General features: G+C 59.7%; 17 protein-coding genes. 14 read left to right on the top strand and 3 right to left on the bottom strand.

The features are described 5' to 3' along the window. Positions 1–78: 78 nt before the first annotated feature. Genes ACR3EQ_RS05820 through dusB form a run of 3 tightly spaced genes read right to left on the bottom strand, consistent with a single transcriptional unit; the run spans position 79 to position 3,536 of the window. Positions 79–1,446, bottom strand: coding sequence for a response regulator (locus ACR3EQ_RS05820; protein WP_170610742.1), 1,368 nt, complete (start codon positions 1,444–1,446; stop codon positions 79–81). Positions 1,447–1,482: 36 nt separating this feature from the next. Beyond that, positions 1,483–2,556, bottom strand: coding sequence for a two-component system sensor histidine kinase NtrB (locus ACR3EQ_RS05825; RefSeq protein ID WP_480490069.1), 1,074 nt, complete (start codon positions 2,554–2,556; stop codon positions 1,483–1,485). Beyond that, on the bottom strand, positions 2,553–3,536 hold the full coding sequence (gene dusB / locus ACR3EQ_RS05830) for a tRNA dihydrouridine synthase DusB (protein WP_480490071.1): 984 nt from the start codon (positions 3,534–3,536) through the stop codon (positions 2,553–2,555). Before dusB ends, ACR3EQ_RS05825 begins: the two co-directional genes overlap by 4 nt. A gap of 181 nt (positions 3,537–3,717) precedes the next feature. Between dusB and ACR3EQ_RS05835 the strand changes: the two genes are divergently transcribed. From ACR3EQ_RS05835 to purF, 14 genes are all read left to right on the top strand, one after another. Next, positions 3,718–4,848 (top strand): bifunctional 2-C-methyl-D-erythritol 4-phosphate cytidylyltransferase/2-C-methyl-D-erythritol 2,4-cyclodiphosphate synthase, encoded by a 1,131-nt coding sequence (locus ACR3EQ_RS05835; protein WP_170610733.1) that lies wholly within the window; start codon positions 3,718–3,720, stop codon positions 4,846–4,848. Continuing rightward, positions 4,845–5,342: a phosphatidylglycerophosphatase A family protein gene (locus ACR3EQ_RS05840; protein WP_170610730.1), complete on the top strand. Its 498-nt coding sequence runs from the start codon at positions 4,845–4,847 to the stop codon at positions 5,340–5,342. The genes ACR3EQ_RS05835 and ACR3EQ_RS05840 overlap by 4 nt, the downstream gene beginning before the upstream one ends. Next, the gene (locus tag ACR3EQ_RS05845) at positions 5,339–5,830 is read left to right on the top strand and encodes a CinA family protein (protein ID WP_170610727.1); all 492 of its coding nucleotides are present in this window, start codon (positions 5,339–5,341) and stop codon (positions 5,828–5,830) included. The genes ACR3EQ_RS05840 and ACR3EQ_RS05845 overlap by 4 nt, the downstream gene beginning before the upstream one ends. 402 nt (positions 5,831–6,232) lie before the next feature. Then, positions 6,233–6,910, top strand: coding sequence for an orotate phosphoribosyltransferase (locus ACR3EQ_RS05850; RefSeq protein ID WP_170610725.1), 678 nt, complete (start codon positions 6,233–6,235; stop codon positions 6,908–6,910). A 200-nt stretch (positions 6,911–7,110) separates the two neighbouring features. Next, positions 7,111–8,601: a replicative DNA helicase gene (locus ACR3EQ_RS05855; protein WP_170610722.1), complete on the top strand. Its 1,491-nt coding sequence runs from the start codon at positions 7,111–7,113 to the stop codon at positions 8,599–8,601. A gap of 174 nt (positions 8,602–8,775) precedes the next feature. Next, the gene (locus ACR3EQ_RS05860; protein WP_170610719.1) at positions 8,776–9,714 is read left to right on the top strand and encodes an isopenicillin N synthase family oxygenase; all 939 of its coding nucleotides are present in this window, start codon (positions 8,776–8,778) and stop codon (positions 9,712–9,714) included. A gap of 46 nt (positions 9,715–9,760) precedes the next feature. After that, positions 9,761–10,795 (top strand): alanine racemase, encoded by a 1,035-nt coding sequence (gene alr / locus ACR3EQ_RS05865; RefSeq protein ID WP_480490074.1) that lies wholly within the window; start codon positions 9,761–9,763, stop codon positions 10,793–10,795. Next, positions 10,792–11,574 (top strand): MlaE family ABC transporter permease, encoded by a 783-nt coding sequence (locus tag ACR3EQ_RS05870; protein ID WP_170610714.1) that lies wholly within the window; start codon positions 10,792–10,794, stop codon positions 11,572–11,574. Before alr ends, ACR3EQ_RS05870 begins: the two co-directional genes overlap by 4 nt. Further along, positions 11,571–12,317, top strand: coding sequence for an ABC transporter ATP-binding protein (locus tag ACR3EQ_RS05875; RefSeq protein WP_170610710.1), 747 nt, complete (start codon positions 11,571–11,573; stop codon positions 12,315–12,317). The genes ACR3EQ_RS05870 and ACR3EQ_RS05875 overlap by 4 nt, the downstream gene beginning before the upstream one ends. 552 nt (positions 12,318–12,869) lie before the next feature. Beyond that, positions 12,870–13,322, top strand: a complete 453-nt coding sequence (locus ACR3EQ_RS05880; protein ID WP_170610704.1) for a paraquat-inducible protein A — start codon at positions 12,870–12,872, stop codon at positions 13,320–13,322. Between the two features lie 153 nt (positions 13,323–13,475). After that, positions 13,476–14,258 (top strand): kinetochore Spc7 family protein, encoded by a 783-nt coding sequence (locus ACR3EQ_RS05885; RefSeq protein WP_170610702.1) that lies wholly within the window; start codon positions 13,476–13,478, stop codon positions 14,256–14,258. 132 nt (positions 14,259–14,390) lie between these two features. Beyond that, entirely contained in the window at positions 14,391–15,755 is a 1,365-nt protein-coding gene (gene radA, locus ACR3EQ_RS05890) for a DNA repair protein RadA (RefSeq protein WP_170610699.1), read from the top strand. Positions 15,756–15,795: 40 nt separating this feature from the next. After that, a complete protein-coding gene (locus ACR3EQ_RS05895) occupies positions 15,796–16,365 on the top strand; it encodes a CvpA family protein (protein WP_170610697.1) in 570 nt (189 codons plus the stop codon). A gap of 651 nt (positions 16,366–17,016) precedes the next feature. Continuing rightward, complete coding sequence (purF, locus tag ACR3EQ_RS05900; protein ID WP_170610695.1) at positions 17,017–18,540, top strand: amidophosphoribosyltransferase; 1,524 nt, start codon at positions 17,017–17,019, stop codon at positions 18,538–18,540. Positions 18,541–18,744: the final 204 nt, after the last annotated feature.

Here is an 18,744-nt window from a genome sequence, read left to right on the forward strand (position 1 = left end):
GCCGCTTGCGCGGCTTACCGCCAAATGTCGTGGTCCTTGTCAGGTAGAAACCCGAATGCCACGGTTTGTGTGGCGATATTACATCAGTTTTCGACGGCGTGTCACCTCAATATCGAGGTCGATGATCTTTTTTCGCAGCGTATTTCGGTTAATCCCTAGTAAATCCGAACATTTTGCCTGATTTCCGCCGGTTGCGTCCAACGCGATTTCGATCAACGGCGCCTCAACTTCGCGCAGGATACGCTGGTACAGTCCCGGAGGTGGCAACATGTTGCCATGAAGGTCGAAATACCGCCGCAGATGCCGCGCGACCGAGGCCGACAGTTTCTCACGCTCTCCGCCCCCCAGAACCGGTTCCGCCTCGGGCTGGCTGCCCAGAACCATTTCGACTTCGGTTTTGGATATCTCGTCCGCCTGACTGGTCAATCCAAGGCGGCGCACCGCGTTTTCCAGTTGCCGCACATTCCCGGGCCACGAATAACGGCGCACCAGTTCAACCGCTTCGGCGCTGAGCCAGCGTTTCGTGCCGGTCTCACGCTCTTCCCGTGCCAGAAAATGATCGGCCAGCAAAGTAATGTCGTCCATTCTTTCGCGCAGGGCCGGAACGTGGATCGTCGCGCCACACAGACGATAATACAAATCCTGGCGCACGCGTCCGCTTTCCATTGCTTCGGTCAGGTCCGACTGGCTGGTTGCCATGAAGCGCGGCAGATGATCGCCCGGGCTGTCCATCATCCGCACGATCCGGGCCTGAATGTCGTCTTCGATATCTGCGATTTCGTCGATCAGCAGGGTGCCACCCCGAACCCGCGCCATGACGCGGGCAGGTCCTTCCAGATCCCGCAACTCAGACGCGGTGACGGAAACAAAAGGCAATGTCCGACGATCCGAGAAGTCATGTATTGCTTTCGCAATCAGAGACTTGCCGGTTCCACTTTCACCGGAAATCATAACCGGCAGATCGGTGTTCATGACCCGCGCCACCAGCCGGTACAGCGCCTGCATAACCGGCGTACGCCCGACCAGAGGCAATTCCTCCGGGCGATCCCGAACCAATTCCGGCGCACCAGACTGCGGGCGTTGCTTCTGATCCAGCGCCCGGGCCGTTCTTTTCATCAGATCGGGCAGATCAAAGGGTTTCGGCAGATAGTCATAAGCGTCGGCCTCAGCCGCCTGAATTGCCGTCATGATCGTGTTCTGGGCCGAGATCACGATAACCGGCAATCCCGGCCTGTCCTGCGCGATCTTCGGCAGCATCTCAAGCCCATTGCCGTCAGGCATGACCACGTCCGAGATGACCACATCGCCTTTGCCCTCTCCGACCCAGCGCATCAGCGTCGTCAAAGAAGAAGTTGCGTGCACCTTGCATCCCGCACGGGTCAGTGCCTGCGTCAGAACCGTCCGGATCGTGCGGTCGTCATCTGCGACCAGAACTGTGCCATCCATCTGCTGTTCTCCTTGCTATGCCATTTGCCGCCGGTTTCAATTTCGTTGCGCGTCCCGTGGCGCCCGCCTGAGTGACAGGCGAAAAACCGTCCGACCCGGAACCGACTCGGCCGAAACCCAGCCGTCGTGGTCGGAGACGATCTTGCTGACCAGCGCCAGACCAAGACCCGTGCCGTTTTCCCTGCCAGAGACAAAGGGATCGAAAATGTCGCTCAGGATGTCTTCGGGCAAGCCGGGGCCGTCATCGATGATTTCGATCTGCAGCGGCAGGGAATGGCCGGACCCATCGTTGCGCCGCAGACGAAATGAATGTTCGAAATAGGTGCGCAGGCGAATGGTCCCGCCTTCCGGTCCGGCCGCCTCGGATGCGTTTTTCAGAAGGTTCAGAATGACCTGCAGGATCTGGTCCTGATCGCCATAAGCCAGCGGCAGCGACGGATCATAATCCTCGACAATCTTCATATGTGCGCCGAACCCCAGCAGCGCCGAACGCCGCGCACGGTCCAGCACGTCATGCAGGTTGACCGGCTGGAAGTCCGGCTGCGACAGGTTTCCGAACTGCTCCACCTGCTCCAACAGCTTTACGATCCTACGGCTTTCTTCGACAATTAAGTCTGTTAACTCAATATCTTGTTGAGAGATATTCATGCTAAGCAACTGGGCAGCTCCAGTGATGCCAGCCAGCGGGTTTTTGATCTCATGCGCCAGCATTTCGGCCATTCCGATAGCCGATTGCGCGGCGGATTTCACCGTGTTCCCGCGAGTCATCCGACCGGCCAGTTCGCGCGGAGAAAGGATCATGATCATTGATCCCGGATGACCCATCAACGGCGCGATCTGTAGCGCACATTGCAGCGGAGCACGGCTGCCCGATCCAACATCCACATCATTGACGAACAACGGCGAACCATTCTGCCGTGCTCTCAGAAACGCCTCCTCCAGGGGGGCGTCGACGGCTATCTGATCCCACACCGGATGCCCGACAACCGAACGGCGCGAGGCGTTCAGGAACCCCTCACCCGCCGAATTGACATCAGCGATCCGATCGTCACCGTCGATGATGAATGCGGGAACCGGCAATGAGGCCCAAATGCTCTGGTCCGAGGTCATGCCGCCGCTTCCCCCTGATGCGGGATTGCATCCGCGATCAAACGCAGAACTTCGGATGTATCACGCGATGTCAGTATCGCGCGGCGCAAGCCGACGGGCGTTCCTGCTTCGTCCATGTACCACCCAAGATGCTTGCGCGCGACGCGCAGACCAAGGTCGGGTCCATAGAAATCCAGCATGGCCTGATAGTGCTCCTGCACCATCGCGCTCAGATCATGCCCTGTCGGAACGTCCGGCGCGTCGGCACCAAACAGGTCGTGACATAACTGCGCCAGCAACCAGGGCTTTCCTTGCGCCCCACGTCCGACCATCACGCCGTCGGCACCCGAGTGATCCAAGGCGGTCCGTGCGGTTTGCGTGTCGACGATGTCGCCGTTTGCTATGACCGGAATGGTCACTGCCTCTTTCACCGCACGGATGGCCTGCCAGTTTGCGTGTCCCTTGTAGAACTGACACCGTGTTCGACCGTGGATCGTGACCATCCGAATACCGGCATCCTGCGCCCTGCGCGCCACATCCGGCGCATTCAGCAGGCTGTCGTCCCAACCCAGCCGGGTCTTCAGCGTCACCGGGACATCCACCGCCTCCACCACCGCCTCGATCAGTGTCAGAGCGTGGTCGGGCGTTTTCAGCAGGGCTGAACCCGAATACCCGTTGGTCACCTTCTTGGCCGGGCAGCCCATGTTGATGTCGATCACCCGCGCGCCGCGATCAGCGACCTGCCGCGCGGCTTCCGCCATCCAGCGTGCTTCACGCCCGGCAAGCTGAACGGCGGTGTTTTCGACATCCGCCGAAAGCTCGGCCCGTTCGCGCACGCCCGGTTTTGCCTGCACCATTTCCTGGCTGGCAACCATTTCGCTGACAACCATGCCCGCGCCAAAGCGCATCACCAGATCGCGATACGGGCGATCGGTGATTCCGGCCATCGGCGCCAGCAAAACCGGCGGGTACAAAGGCTTGTCAGCAAGATGCAGGGTCAAAGTGCTTATTCCTTGGGCAGTTGCGCATTTAATATCGAATTCTGCGCATATGACCAAGAAATCCGCATGTCACAAGCCTGCAAAATCATCACATGCCTAATTTTTTGGCAGATTGACGCGGGCGATTGCCTCTGCATTCACCGCATCCTAAACAATGACCCAACGCAGGAGAGCAGACCTCATGACCACCGCCGCCATTATTGTCGCCGCCGGACGCGGAATGCGCGCGGGTGGCGGGACGCCTAAACAATGGCGCACTCTGTCCGGACGTCGCGTGGCCGACTGGACAATCGACAGGTTCCGGGGACTGGTTGACCATATCGTTCTGGTCCTTTCCCCCGACGACCACGCCGCACGGGCTGAATTTGACGGTACCGATCTGATTTTGGCGACAGGAGGGGCAGACCGCGCCGGGTCTGTCCGCAATGGCCTGCAGGCGCTGGCGGACAAGACCGTGGCGCGCGTCCTCATCCACGATGTCGCCCGGCCTTGTGTCAGCCGCGCCACCATCCTCGACGTACTGGCGGCACTGAACGACAACATCGCCGCGGCACCGGGGGTGGCGGTGACCGACGCGCTCTGGACGGGGGACGGCTTCGCTGTCACGGGCACACAGGATCGCACTGGATTGTATGCGGCCCAGACCCCTCAGGGATTTCACTATGACGCCATCGTTGCAGCCCATGCCGCACACCCCGGCGGTGCCATGGACGACGTTGAAGTCGCCCGCGCGGCAGGTATAGGCGTGGCTATCGTGCCCGGCGACGCAGACAACATCAAAATCACCCGACCCGAGGATTTTGCCCGGGCGGAACGTATCATGGGAACGAACATGGAAGTAAGGCTGGGCAACGGGTACGACGTTCACCGATTTGGCGATGGAGATCATGTGATCCTGTGCGGTGTAAAAGTGCCGCATGATCGCGGGCTTCAGGGACATTCAGATGCCGATGTCGGGATGCACGCCGTAACCGACGCAATCTATGGCGCGCTGGCGCAGGGAGATATCGGTCAGCATTTCCCACCATCGGATCCGCAATGGAAAGGGGCCGCCAGCGCGATATTTCTGCGGCACGCGGTCGAACTGGCCGAACAGATGGGCTACCGCATCTCGAATGTCGACTGCACACTTGTTTGCGAATATCCCAAGATCGGCCCTCACGCGCCCGCGATGCGCGAAGAAATGTCGAACATCATGGGATTGCGGGCCGATCAGGTCTCGGTCAAGGCGACCACGTCCGAACGTCTGGGCTTTACCGGCCGCAGTGAGGGCATCGCGTCACTGGCCACGGCCTGTCTGGTGAAGTCATGAACGCGGCGCGTCTGATTGGAACCGTTGGCGGCGTAGGCTATCTGCGCCCCGCCCCCGGCACCTGGGGGTCACTGGCCGCGCTGCCGATGGTCTGGGTATTGCACACGCTGGGTGGCTTCCCCTTGCTGGCCCTGGCTACTCTGATCGTCTTTGTCGCAGGGCTCTGGGCCACAAAGGTCATGACCGCAGGTCAGGATGACCACGATCCGTCGGAAATCGTGATTGACGAGGTTGCAGGGCAGTTCATCGCCCTCTGGGCAATTTCCTACCCGGCCTGGGCGCACGGGCTGGAAATCACCGCGCTCTGGCCCGGTTGGGTGGCGGGTTTCGTGCTGTTTCGCCTGTTCGACATCACCAAGCCCGGCCCTGTCGGCTGGGCCGACCAGCGTGGCGACCCAATGGGCGTGATGCTGGATGACGTGATCGCCGGTGTGTTTTCAGCCATCTGCGTCGCGCTGCTGGCCGGCTTTTCGCATGGGGTATTGGGCCTGTGAGCGTCACCGACATCCTGAATCGGGCCAAGGCAAAGGGGGTGATGATCGCCACAGCCGAAAGCTGCACTGGCGGCCTTGTTGCCGCCGCGCTGACAGATATTCCCGGCAGTTCTGCCGTGGTGGAACGCGGCTTTGTCACCTACACCAATACCGCCAAACAGCAGATGCTTGGCGTACAGGCTGACACGCTGGAAGCCCACGGAGCGGTATCAGAGCAGGTCGCCCGGGAAATGGCCGAGGGCGCGCTGAAGCATTCGGGCGCTCAGCTGACTGTTTCTGTCACCGGAATTGCCGGTCCGGGTGGGTCTGAATTCAAGCCGGAAGGTCGTGTGTGCTTCGGTCTGGCGGCCGAAGGCCAGGACACCATAACCGAAACCGTCGAGTTTGGTGCCCTGGGCCGGGACAAGGTGCGCATTGCCGCACGGGACCACGCCCTTGATCTGTTGTACCGGCACCTCCAGAAAGGCGCCAAAGCTCAGGGCCTGTGACCTAAGACCACTCAACGCACAATCACGTGATGCCAAGTAACATCATCCGCGGCGCAGGCAGCCGATTCCCCCCTTTTTCTTCTGCCACATTGCTCACAAAGTGCTGAGCTGTAACGTGTTTCCTCAGGTCGGCCCACTTGGCTGCGGGCATACTGTTTCGGCTATCGCACAGGCATGACTGACACTATGCGGTCGGCAATTTGCCGGTTGCACAGCGAAGTCCCTTTCGCGTAAATGCCCTGATCCGGGCAGGCCTAGCCCACCTAGGCCCGTCCAGCAGCCCGCAAGGGCAAAAGCGGACCTTATTCAGGGTCCGCTTTTCTTTTGGGCCAACCCCTCTCGACAGCGCCCCTTTGGACGGGCTATCAGCCCGCAACGTCATTTCAGCCCCGAGGTTCCGCCATGATCCCCAGTTCATTTCCCGACAGCACCGAAATCGCCCGCCTGACCGCGCGGATGCTGCTGGAGATCAAGGCCGTGCATTTCAACGCACGCGAGCCGTTCACTCTAGCCAGCGGCTTGCCCAGCCCGACCTATATCGATTGCCGCAAGCTTATCTCGTACCCTCGCATCCGTTCGACCTTGATGGATTTCCTGACCGTCACCGTGATGCGCGATGCGGGCTTTGAAGCATTCGACAACATTGCCGGCGGCGAGACCGCGGGTATTCCTTTTGCCGCAATGGTGGCCGAGCGTATGGCTCTGCCGATGACCTATGTGCGCAAGAAACCCAAAGGCTATGGCCGCAACGCCCGGATCGAAGGCGCCATGAGCGAAGGCGAACGCGTTCTGTTGGTCGAAGACCTTACCACCGATGGCGGCTCGAAACTGTCCTTCGTCGACGCGATCCGCGAAACCGGCGCGACCTGCGGGCATACTGCCGTTATCTTCTACTACGGCATCTTCCCCGAAACCGAAAAAACCCTGGGTGATCATGGGGTGCGACTGCACAGCCTGTGTACCTGGTGGGATGTTCTGGCCGAGGCCAAGGCGCAAAAAGCGTTTGATCAGGAAACACTTGATGGGGTCGAGGCATTCCTGAACGACCCGCGCGGCTGGCAGGAAGCGAATAAGGGCTGACGTGACGCAAACCGTTTCTCAATCGGAAACATTGCCGAATACGCCCGACACTCCATCCACAACATGTTGACGGATGCCCGCCCCATCCTGCAATATGATGGGGCGGGAAGATATGCACAGGCTATCCCCAGAAAACATACAATTTGCGCCGACTCAGGGCGCTGCGTTATGGCCTCTGTCCAAGGGGCAAGAGAACAGCAATGAACGAGATCAGCAGTATCGAGCAGGCAGCGGCGCAAATTCAGAACGCCGAAACAATGCCGCACTCCATCGAGGCCGAGCAGCAGCTTCTGGGCGCGATCCTGACAAATAACGACCTTTATGACCGGGTAGCCTCGATCATCGGAGCCGAGCATTTCTATGATCCGGTCCACGCCCGCATCTACGAAGTCGCGGCCGCGCGCATCGCCAAGAATGCGCTGGCCTCGCCTGTGACGCTGAAATCTTTCATGGCCGAGGATGAAGGCCTGAAGGAACTTGGCGGGCCGGCCTATCTGGTCAAACTGGCCGGCGCCTCGATCAGCGCCTTCGCGGTGCATGACTACGCGCAGATGATCTATGACCTCGCCATCCGGCGCGAACTGATCCGTCTGGGCCGGGACATCTCGGACAAGGCGGCGCGGGTCGATGTGTCAAGCGAGCCGAAAGAACAGATCGTAGAGGCCGAGCAGCAGCTTTACCAGTTGTCCGAGCAGGGCCAGACCGAACAGGGTTTTCAATCCTTCCTCAAGGCGGTCACAGAAGCCGTCAATGTCACCAACGAGGCGTACCAGCGCGGTGGCGGCATGGCAGGGATTTCCACCGGTCTGGCCGATCTGGACAAGCAACTGGGGGGCCTGCACCCATCGGACCTGATCATTTTGGCGGGCCGCCCGTCGATGGGAAAAACATCGCTGGCGACCAACGTGGCCTTCAATGTGGCCAAAGCGTACAAGCGTGGCTTGAAGTCGGACGGCAGCGAGGGCGCGGTTGACGGTGGAGTGGTCGGCTTCTTCTCTTTGGAGATGAGCGCCGAGCAGCTTGCGGGTCGGGTTCTGGCCGAAGCGTCCGAGATTTCCTCGCACAAGATCCGCCAAGGTGACATGACCGAAGCCGAGTTCCGCCGCTTCGTCGATGCCGCCAAGGAGCTTGAGGCTTGCCCCCTGTTCATCGACGACACGCCCGCCCTGCCGATTTCACAGCTGGCCGCCCGCGCACGGCGGCTGAAACGGACCCATGGGCTGGACCTGCTGGTGATCGACTATCTGCAACTTTGCCGCGGCATGTCCGACAACCGCGTCAACGAGATCGCCGAGATTTCGATGGGCATGAAAGCCATCGCAAAGGAACTGAACATCCCGGTGATCGCGCTGTCTCAGCTTTCCCGTCAGGTCGAAAACCGCGACGACAAGCGCCCGCAACTGTCCGACCTGCGGGAATCGGGATCGATCGAACAGGATGCGGACGTGGTGATGTTCGTGTTCCGCGAGGAATACTACAAGGAACGCGAAAAGCCCGGCGATCACGAGTTGGAAAAGATGGAAGAGTGGAAGCAGGCCATGGAACGCCTGCACGGCAAGGCCGAAGTCATCGTCGGCAAGCAGCGTCACGGCCCCATCGGCACGGTCGAGCTGTCCTTCGAGGCCCAGTTCACCCGTTTCGGAAATCTGGTCAAACCCTGGCAACAGGGCGGACAGATCGAAGGGTATTGATCCCTTGACCCTGGCAAACTGATATGCACGGATCGGGCCATGCTGTTTTGTCTTGTTCATAAACCCCGTCGCGTGGTGCTTGAACGCCACTTCGGGTACCGCCGCAAACGCTTTGCCGGATAGATCGGGGGCATTTTCTGCCCCTGCAATCTTCCTCAACAAAGCGAAAGAACAATGACAGAATTCACTGAAATCCCCGTCATCCGTCTGGGCGTGCGCGCCGAGGATGAAATCGCAGCCGATTTTCGGGCTGCTTATGGAACAACAGGCTTCGGCTATATCGAAGATCACGGCATAGACGCCGATCTGATCAGCGATGTCTTCGAAGCCTCAAGACAGTTTCACGCGCTTCCGCTTGACGAAAAACTTGCGATCGCCGTTGACCGAACCCACCGCGGCTATATCGCCATCGATACGTCAACGGATGTAAACTCGACTCTGGCCGATGTGACCAAACCCAATCAGTCGGCAAGCTTCATGATGATGCGCGAAGACCCGAAGGCCGATCCCGGTATCTACCTGTCAGGCCCGAACCGGTGGCCGGATCTGCCGGGTTTTCGGACCACGCTGGAGGCCTATGTCCGCGTCATGTCCGATCTGGGGCGCAGGTTGATGAGAATTGCCCTAAAGGCCAGTGGCGCCACCGATTTCTCTGCTCTTTCGGCCTTCGACACTCCGACCATCTGGCTGCGGTTGCTGCACTATCCACCGCAATCCAAAGCCAGCCCTGGTGATCTGTTCGGCTCGGCACCCCATACCGATTTTGGTTGCCTGACCTTGCTGGCGCAGGATCAGGTGGGTGGATTGCAGGTCAGAACGCCTGCCGGAAACTGGGTCGATGTCCCCACACGCCCCGGGGCATTTGTCGTCAATGTCGGGGATATGCTGCATCGGATGTCGAATGGCCGCCTGTTGTCCACACCGCATCGCGTTATCAACCGTTCGGGTCGTGAACGATACAGCGTCCCGTTCTTCTTTGACCCGCATGTGAGCACAATTGTCGAACCTCTGCCCGGCACCGGTGCCCCCGGGTTCAAGCCTTTGTTGTTTGCCGATTTCCTGCGATCTGAGCTTGAAGCTGCTTATGAGGCCCATAAACCCGAGGGGAATTGAAGCATTCCCTCTTGACCTGCCGCGATCCAATGTCATGAACAGTTCCATGAGTACTGCACGTTTGACGATCAATCTTCAGGCGCTCGCCAGCAATTGGCGGGCGCTCGACGCAAAAACGGATGTCGAAACCGGCGCCGTGGTCAAGGCGGATGCCTATGGCCTGGGTGCCGGGCCTGTCTCGGCGACTCTGGCCGAAGAAGGCGTCCGGAAGTTCTTTGTCGCCGTCGCCGAAGAAGGCGCCGTTGTCCGGCAGGCGGTCGGCCCCGGTCCGATGATTGGTGTGTTCTCCGGCCATATGGAAGGCGACGCCGATCTGCTGCGGGATCACGATCTGACACCATTGATCAACTCACCCCAGCAGTTTCAGCGCCATCGCGAGGCACTGCCGGATCACGGCTTTGGTATTCAGCTCGACAGCGGCATGAACCGCCTGGGATTGGAACCTTCCGACTGGGCCGCACTGCGCCCGCAGGCTGAAGCCCTGAACCCGGTCGTGGTGATGTCACATCTGGCTTGTTCGGACGAGCCGGATCACCCGATGAACCAACAACAGTTGCGCACCTTCCGCGAGATGACAGACGGCGTTGCCGCTCCCAGATCATTGGCGGCCACCGGCGGCATCTTGCTGGGACCCGAATTCCATTTCGACTTCTGTCGTCCGGGCGTCGGACTATATGGCGGTCTGCCGTTCGCTGCCGCAAAACCCGTCGTGACAGCCGATCTGCCTGTTGTGCAGATCAGGGATCTGGCCGTGGGTGAAACCGTTGGCTATGGCAACAGCTGGACCGCGCGCCGAACGTCACGGATTGCAACCGTCGCGGCTGGCTATGCCGACGGGCTGCACCGCGCCATCGGTGGCGGCATAGACATGTTCTCTGGCAATCAGCCATGCCCCGTGGTCGGCCGCATCTCGATGGATCTCATCACCGTCGATGTCACCGACCTGCCGCATGCGCCCGAGCGTCTGCGCATTCTGAACGGACATCAAACCGTGGATGATCTGGCCGAGGCCGCGGGTACCATTGGCTATGAAATTCTGACCTCACTGGGCAACCGATACTCCAAGGGCTACGTGGAATGAACCCCCTTTCCCTTCTGGGTGGTCTTGGACGCGTCGTCCTGACCATGCTGGCGGCATTCGGCCGTGTCGGACTGTTCGCGTTGGATGCAGTCTCTCATATCTTTCGCCCGCCGTTTTACCCGCGCGAATTCGGCATCGCGCTGCTGAATATCGGCTGGCTGTCGCTGCCCGTTGTCGGCCTGACCGCAATTTTCACCGGCGGCGCGCTGGCGCTGCAGATCTACGCGGGCGGCGCGCGTTTCAATGCCGAAGCCGTCGTGCCCCAGATCGTTGCGATCGGCATGGTGCGCGAGCTTGGTCCGGTGCTGGTTGGCCTGATGATCGCCGCGCGCGTAACTTCGTCCATCGCGGCCGAGATCGCGACGATGAAAGTGACCGAGCAGATCGACGCGCTGGTCACGCTGTCCACGCACCCGATGAAATACCTCACCGCCCCGCGGGTGCTGGCGGCGCTGATCACCGTGCCTGCTCTGGTCGCGGTTGGCGACGTAATCGGCATCATGGGCGGCTATACGGTCGCCACGCAAAACCTGGGCTTCAACCCGGCGGCCTATCTGAAAAACACCGTGGATTTCCTTGAAACCCGCGACATCGTCTCGTCGCTGGTCAAAGGTGCAGCCTTCGGGATGATCGCAGCCATCATGGGATGTTACTACGGCATGAATTCGGGCCGTGGCGCGCAGGGCGTGGGACGCGCCACCAAAGGCTCGGTCGAGGCCGCCGCTGTGCTGATCCTCGCCGCAAATTTCGTTCTGACAGGGGTGTTCTTCTCGCTATGATACGGATGGAGAACGTACAAAAAGCCTTTGGCGACAATCAAGTGCTGCAGGGCATGAACCTTGAGATCCCCAAGGGCACCTCGATGGTCATCATCGGCGGTTCGGGCACCGGCAAGTCCGTGGCGCTGAAGTGCATCCTCGGCCTGATCAAGCCCGACAGCGGCATGATCTATGTCGATGGCAAAGACGCCACTAAAGGTGACCGAGATGCGTTTCTGGCGCGCTTTGGGATGCTGTTTCAGGGGGCTGCTCTGTTCGACTCCCTGCCCGTCTGGCAAAACGTCGCCTTCCGCCTTCTGCGCGGTTCGCTGAAACGCCCGGCGGATGAGGCGCGCGAAATCGCCATCGAGAAACTGCGCCGCGTCGGCTTGAAATCCAACGTCGCCGACCGCTTTCCGGCCGAACTGTCGGGCGGCATGCAAAAACGCGTCGGCCTTGCCCGCGCCATCGCCGCCGAACCCGAGATCATTTTCTTCGACGAGCCCACCACGGGATTGGACCCGATCATGTCCGGCGTCATCAACGACCTGATCCGCGAGATCGTGACCGAGATGGGCGCTACCGCGATGACCATCACCCACGACATGAGCTCCGTCCGCGCAATTGCTGACAACGTGGCCATGCTGCACGGCGGCGTGATCCAGTGGACCGGCCCGGTCGGCCAAATGGACGCCTCGGGAGATCCTTATGTGGAGCAGTTCATAAGTGGCAGTGCCGAGGGGCCGATTGAGGCGGTGCGGTGACAAAGTTCTTAGACGAACGGGAGTCAATGAACCCCCACTTGTTCGCTCAAATTTCTGAGAAATACTTACAAGCAGCGAAGATTATTTGGGAAGCAGAGTTCGCAAATCGGCATCGCTTCTATTGGGACAAACTACTAATTCTACGCCCCCTTTCGTAATTAGTGGGCGTTTCTCTCGAAACTAGCCTCAAGGGGTTGATAGCGTGTCGCGGCATCGATAACAGCAAAACACACAGTATATCTAAGCTCTTTGAAATCCTTGACGACCCTAACCTTGAGGCCGAGATTTCAGCTCTTCTTCAAAACGTCGAACTGCCGGAAGAGCTAGTTGAGGTAAACGAGCACCTAGAAGCGGATGAACTTGCCAAATTGTACCGGACACTGGGAATACACGTAGATCTGCTTGATCGGGTGTACGACCGCCCATACGTTTCTCGGTATCCATACCTCGGAAGCCATGCCGCACCCGACATTGAGGCACTTATGATCGTTATCCAAGCCCTTCAGCTCAGGTTGCGTGAAGAAAAAAAAACGTGGCATCGCGACTAGTGCGATGACCCTCCGCCTCGCCACCCTATCCCTCCTGATCCTCTACCCCATCGCATGGTTCGCCCCGCTGATGCGAGCCGGTCTACTGCCGATCTTCGGCCTCAGCGAAATCAGCGTCATCACCGGCCTGCAATCCCTCTGGAGATCCGACGTCTTCCTCGCTCTGATCGTCACCGTCTTCGCCCTCTTCGCGCCCTACGTCAAAACCATCGGCACCGCGCTGGTCCAATGGGACCTGCTGGATGCCCGCGTTCAGCCCGCGCTCAATATCCTCGGCAAGCTGGCCATGGCCGACATTTTCCTCATCGCGCTTTACATCACGCTGACCAAGGGTATCTCCTACGCGACCATCGAAACGGCGTGGGGTCTTTATCTGTTCACGGGCTGTATTCTGGCGTCAATCGCCGTGGGCCACGTTACGGAAATGACATGCAGTTCACGAAATCCTCAGGTCTAATTGATTGAAATCATTATACTGAGTATCATCTTCCTAATTCGAGCAGTTTTGTTTTTGTACCTTGCCGGTCCATTGCGGATCACGTTGTGTGTTTGACGAACCCCGCCGCCAGGACCCGGCCAGTGCCGGTTTGCGAGAAGGAGTTGGGACGTCATGGACGCCATCCATACTATCACATTGCAATGTCAGAATGCCTTTCTACGACTGACTTTTTTCCTGATCTGCGCGTCGGCCCTCGCAGCGGTTTTGGCCACCACTCTATCGGCCGCCGGTGTCTGGCCCTGGTTGTCGGTGCAGGCCGGAATTGCCGGATCGGGCACAATAGATGCGGGCATGTTTGTCCAGCTCGGCCTGACTACACTGATTCTCATGCTGGCCTTCTACCTGCCCTCAAACGCCAGAATGATGGCGCTGGAAAAGACGCATCGAAAGTTTTCCCTGAACATGCAGGATGTGGTCGATGCCTATCAGGTGGCCCATGCCGCCGACCGCAGCGGAGCCTTCGCGCTTGCCTCCGAGTTCGACGCGGTTAAGGAACGCCTGGCCTTTCTGCGCGATCACCCGGACCTTCAGTCGCTCGAACCCGAGGTTCTGGAACTGGCCGCACAGATGAGCCAGGTCAGCCACGAACTGGCACAGACCTATGGCGCGGACAAAGTGGCCCGCGCCCGCACCTTCCTGAAACAACGTCAGGAAGAGATCGAGCTGTTCCGTCAACGAATCGAAGATGCCCAGACCGTCCAGCACGAGCTGCGCCAGTGGACCCGCGATATCGAGATCGAGGAATCCATCGCCAAATCCCAGCTTGCGCGCCTTCGCGATGAACTGTTCGAGCTTCTGCCTGAACTTTCGACCCAATTGCAAACACCGCCCGACGGAAGTGACCCCAGCGCCGCAAGCGTCATTGCCATGTCACCGCCCCGGGCCGCCGAATAAGCCACCCACCCGGCGCGCCAGCGCCCGCCATGGCCGACGGCCCGCAGGGCCCGAGGTCGTGGCCGCCACCGGCGGTGAAGAAAGCCCCGCAAGGGCTTGAAGAACCGTCCCGGCTCGGGCACGAATTGCGCCATGGCTAAAACGACTTCTTTCTCCTGCAACGCCTGCGGCGCGTCGCATTCCCGCTGGTCCGGACGATGTGACGCCTGCGGTGAATGGAACACCATCACTCAGGAAGCGCCCCTTTCCGCCGGCCCGGCGAAGAAATCGCTGGGCGGCAAGCGTGGACAGGCCGTAGCGCTTTCCGACCTGTCGACCGAGGAAACACCCCCGCCGCGCACCCTGTGCGGCGTCGAGGAACTGGACCGGGTGTTGGGCGGCGGTCTTGTGCCTGCCTCGGCCCTGTTGGTCGGCGGCGACCCCGGCATCGGCAAATCCACCCTGCTGTTGCAGGCAGCGGCCAGATTTGCCCGGGCAGGCGTTAAGACGATCTATGTCTCGGGCGAAGAAGCCAGCGCGCAGGTCCGCATGCGCGCGCGCCGTCTGGGGCTGGAAGACGCCCCCGTGCAACTCGCCGCTGAAACCAACCTGCGCGACATCCTGACGACGCTGGAAACAGAAAAGCCGGGCCTCGCCATCATCGACTCGATCCAGACCATGTGGGCCGACAATGTCGACAGCGCCCCCGGTTCAGTGTCACAGGTCCGCGCCGCGGCCCACGAGCTGACGACCTTTGCAAAGCGCCACGGGGTCTCGATCATCATGGTTGGCCATGTCACCAAGGAAGGCCAGATCGCCGGTCCCCGCGTGGTCGAGCATATGGTCGACACGGTGCTGTATTTCGAAGGCGAGCGTGGCCATCAGTTCCGCATCCTGCGCGCGGTCAAGAACCGCTTTGGCCCCGCCGACGAAATCGGAGTGTTCGAAATGACCGGCAAAGGGCTGGCACAGGTCACGAACCCCTCGGCCCTGTTCCTGTCGGAACGTGGCACACCCAGCCCAGGCTCGGCCGTCTTTGCCGGGATCGAAGGCACCCGGCCCGTGCTGGTGGAATTGCAGGCCCTCGTCGCGCCCTCGCCGCATTCCCAGCCCCGCCGCACTGTCGTCGGGTGGGACAGCGGAAGGCTTGCGATGATCCTCGCCGTGCTTGAAGCCCGATGTGGTATCCCCTTTGCCGGTCTCGATGTTTACCTGAACGTGGCAGGCGGGCTGAAAGTCAGCGAACCCGCCGCCGATCTGGCCGTGGCCGCAGCACTGCTCAGCGCGCGTGAGGACACGGCCCTGCCCGCCGACACGGTCGTTTTCGGAGAAATCTCGCTTTCCGGGGCACTTAGACCGGCCCCGCAGACCGAAAACAGGTTGAAAGAAGCGCAAAAACTTGGTTTCACGGCGGCAATTGCTCCGGCAGGTGGCAAAACCGGCACTGTGGCAGGTCTGACACTCACCCGACCCTCTGATTTGGTCGGGTTTGTTGGCGAAACCTTCGGAGCAGGTTAAAGTCGCGCCCCGAGGGGCAGAAAACGAACAGGCGAGGGCCATGGAAGGTTTTACAATAATTGACGGGGTAGTCGCCCTGATCGTCGTGCTGTCGGGCATACTGGCCTATTCGCGCGGCTTCATGCGCGAGGTTATGGCCATCGCCGGTTGGGTCGCCGCCGCAGTTCTGGCCTTTATCTTCGCACCACAGGCCGTTCCGCTGGTCAAGGAAATCCCGGTCGTCGGAGACTTCCTGCGCGACAGCTGCGAATTGTCAGTGATCACCGGCTTTGCGGGTGTCTTTGCCATCGCACTGATCGTGGTCAGCATCTTCACGCCGCTGTTTTCATCGCTGGTCCAGCGCTCGGCGCTTGGCGGCCTGGATCAGGCGCTCGGTTTTTTCTTCGGCATCGCGCGCGGCATTCTGCTGGTGGCCATCGCCTTCTTTGTCTACGACACGGTGATGACCGGCCAAAGCTATACCATCGTTGACGAAAGCCGCTCGGCCAAAGTCTTCGAACAGTTCAGTGGCAAGATCGAAGAGCAAAACCCCGAGGCGGCCTTAGGTTGGGTTACGACCCAGTATGAAGAACTGGTCGCCAGCTGCACCGCGGGCAACTCGGAAGGTTGATACGCCTTATCAGTTGAGTTTGCAGACAGGCCCGGCAATGCCCGGGCCTTTTTTGTTTGCGGGTCTCAGACAAACCCCTCGCCGCCGCAGACCGTGCATCGGATCGTTTTTAGCCCAAAACATCCGTCGCATCTGCTTGAGATCGGTTTGCCAAGGATATCGCGGCTTTTGACCACTTCTCCGGCACCGTTGCAGATCTGGCATGGCGCGCGTCCCATGCCCCGGCATCGGTGACATCGGCGCTTTGCTGGGGCCGCTTCCTTGGCCTTTGGCTTATGCTGCCACATAGGTAACATCCAGTCCGGTAACAAACCGCCTTAACGGTCGGCATTGTTCGCATGACAGCATAAGTCGGAAAAAATGTCATCTTCCGCGTGAATTCAGACAAATATTGGCCTGCGGCAAATCGCGATTGTGATCGTTAGATGACACACGCGCCGTTAGGTATTATGTGGAACCCAAACCGACATGGAATCGGAGCTGCCGGTCTTGCTGTATCTGTTTTCTTTCGCGCTTGCCCTTTTTGCGATGGCGCGACTTTGCCGTTCTATAAACTGGCGACAACGGGTACAAATACCATCCGGCAAATACTCCGGTTCCGGCCATTGAGAACACTCACCACAAGAACGTCATAGGAATTGGAGCCCGTACATGTGTGGGATTTTGGGGATCGCAAGCAGGACACATGATGTCTTTGCGGAAATCTATGACGGGCTGCTGATGCTGCAGCACCGGGGTCAGGACGCCTCGGGCATCGTCACATATAACGGTGAGTACTTTCGTGAAAAGAAGGCGAACGGGCTGGTCAAGGACGTCTTCAACGCGCAAGACGCCGAAACCCTTCTGGGGAAAACCGGTATTGGTCATGTCCGCTATCCCACGGCAGGTTCGCTCAGCGCGGCCGAGGCGCAACCGTTCTTCGTGAACGCGCCTTACGGCATCTATCTTGTTCATAACGGCAACATCACCAACACCGCAGAACAGCGCGAGAAGGTCACCGGCAAATACAGCCGCCACCTGCGCACCACATCCGACTCGGAAATCCTGCTGAATGTTCTGGCCGACAAGGTGGCCGATGCCATCAAGGTCAACGGCAATGCCGAGCCCATTCGCAATATCTTTGCCGGCGTAAAGATGACGATGGAGCGGGTTCAGGGTGCCTATTCGGTGATCTGTCTGGTAGCCGGCGTCGGCATGCTGGCGTTCCGCGATCCCTATGGAATCCGCCCCTTGTCCGTTGCCAAACGCGATGTGGACGGAGATGGCGACGACTATGCCTTTGCGTCCGAAGACGTGGCATTCGGCATCAACGGCTTTGACAAGCTGCGTGACGTGAAACCCGGTGAGGCGATCCTGATCGATCTGGAAGGAAACATGCACGCGTTCCAGGCGGTTGAGGGCCAACTGACCCCCTGTATCTTCGAATACGTCTACCTTGCACGGCCGGATTCGCTATTGGACGGCGTCTCGGTCTACAAAACACAGATGCGCATGGGCCAAACGCTGGCCCGCCAGATCGAGGCTGCCGGTCTTGAGATTGATCGCATCATCCCCGTGCCGGACAGCGCACGCCCCGTCGCGCTCGAGGCCGCCAAGATCACCGGCATTCCCTATCGCGAAGGTCTGGTCAAAAACCGCTATGTCGGGCGCACATTCATCATGCCTGGCCAGCAGGAACGACAGAAATCCGTGCGCCGCAAGCTAAATGCCATTCCGCTTGAGTTCGAGGACCAGAACGTTCTGCTGATCGACGATTCGATCGTGCGCGGCAACACGATCAAGAAAATCGTCCAGATGTGCCGCGAGGCCGGCGCCAAAAAGGTGTACGTCGCCAGCGCCTCGCCCCCGGTCAAATACCCGAATGTCTACGGCATTGACATGCCGACCAAGCATGAACTGATCGCCAACGGCAAAACCATTGAGGAAATCCGCCAGGAACTGGGCGCAGACGCGCTTTTCTATCAGGAACTGGATGACCTGATCTGGGCCGCGAAAGAAGGCAACCCCGAGATCAAGCAATTCGACTGCTCGTGTTTTGACGGCAATTACCCAACCGGAAGTGTCAGCGAGGAATATCTTGAAAGCCTCGAAAACAGCAGCCGGGTCAGCCAGAAGAAACAGGACATGATGGTTGTCGGCGGGTCGTGGAACGCAGCCAAGCTGGCGTCTGGCTGAACGGCGCCAACTGAAGCGATCCGGCCGCACGATTCGAACCAACCCACCGCCCGAATGCTATGTATGAGTGGGTTTCCGCTCACAACCCGGCGGCGAACGCTGCGTGAATCCAACCAGTTCCTGCCAGCGTGATCACTTGCCCGTATCGCCACGTACGACCGGGCTTTTGTTCGTCGAACGCATTTGGTAGGCGCACGCCAACCA

Source organism: Ruegeria sp. AN11 (genome assembly GCF_056536005.1).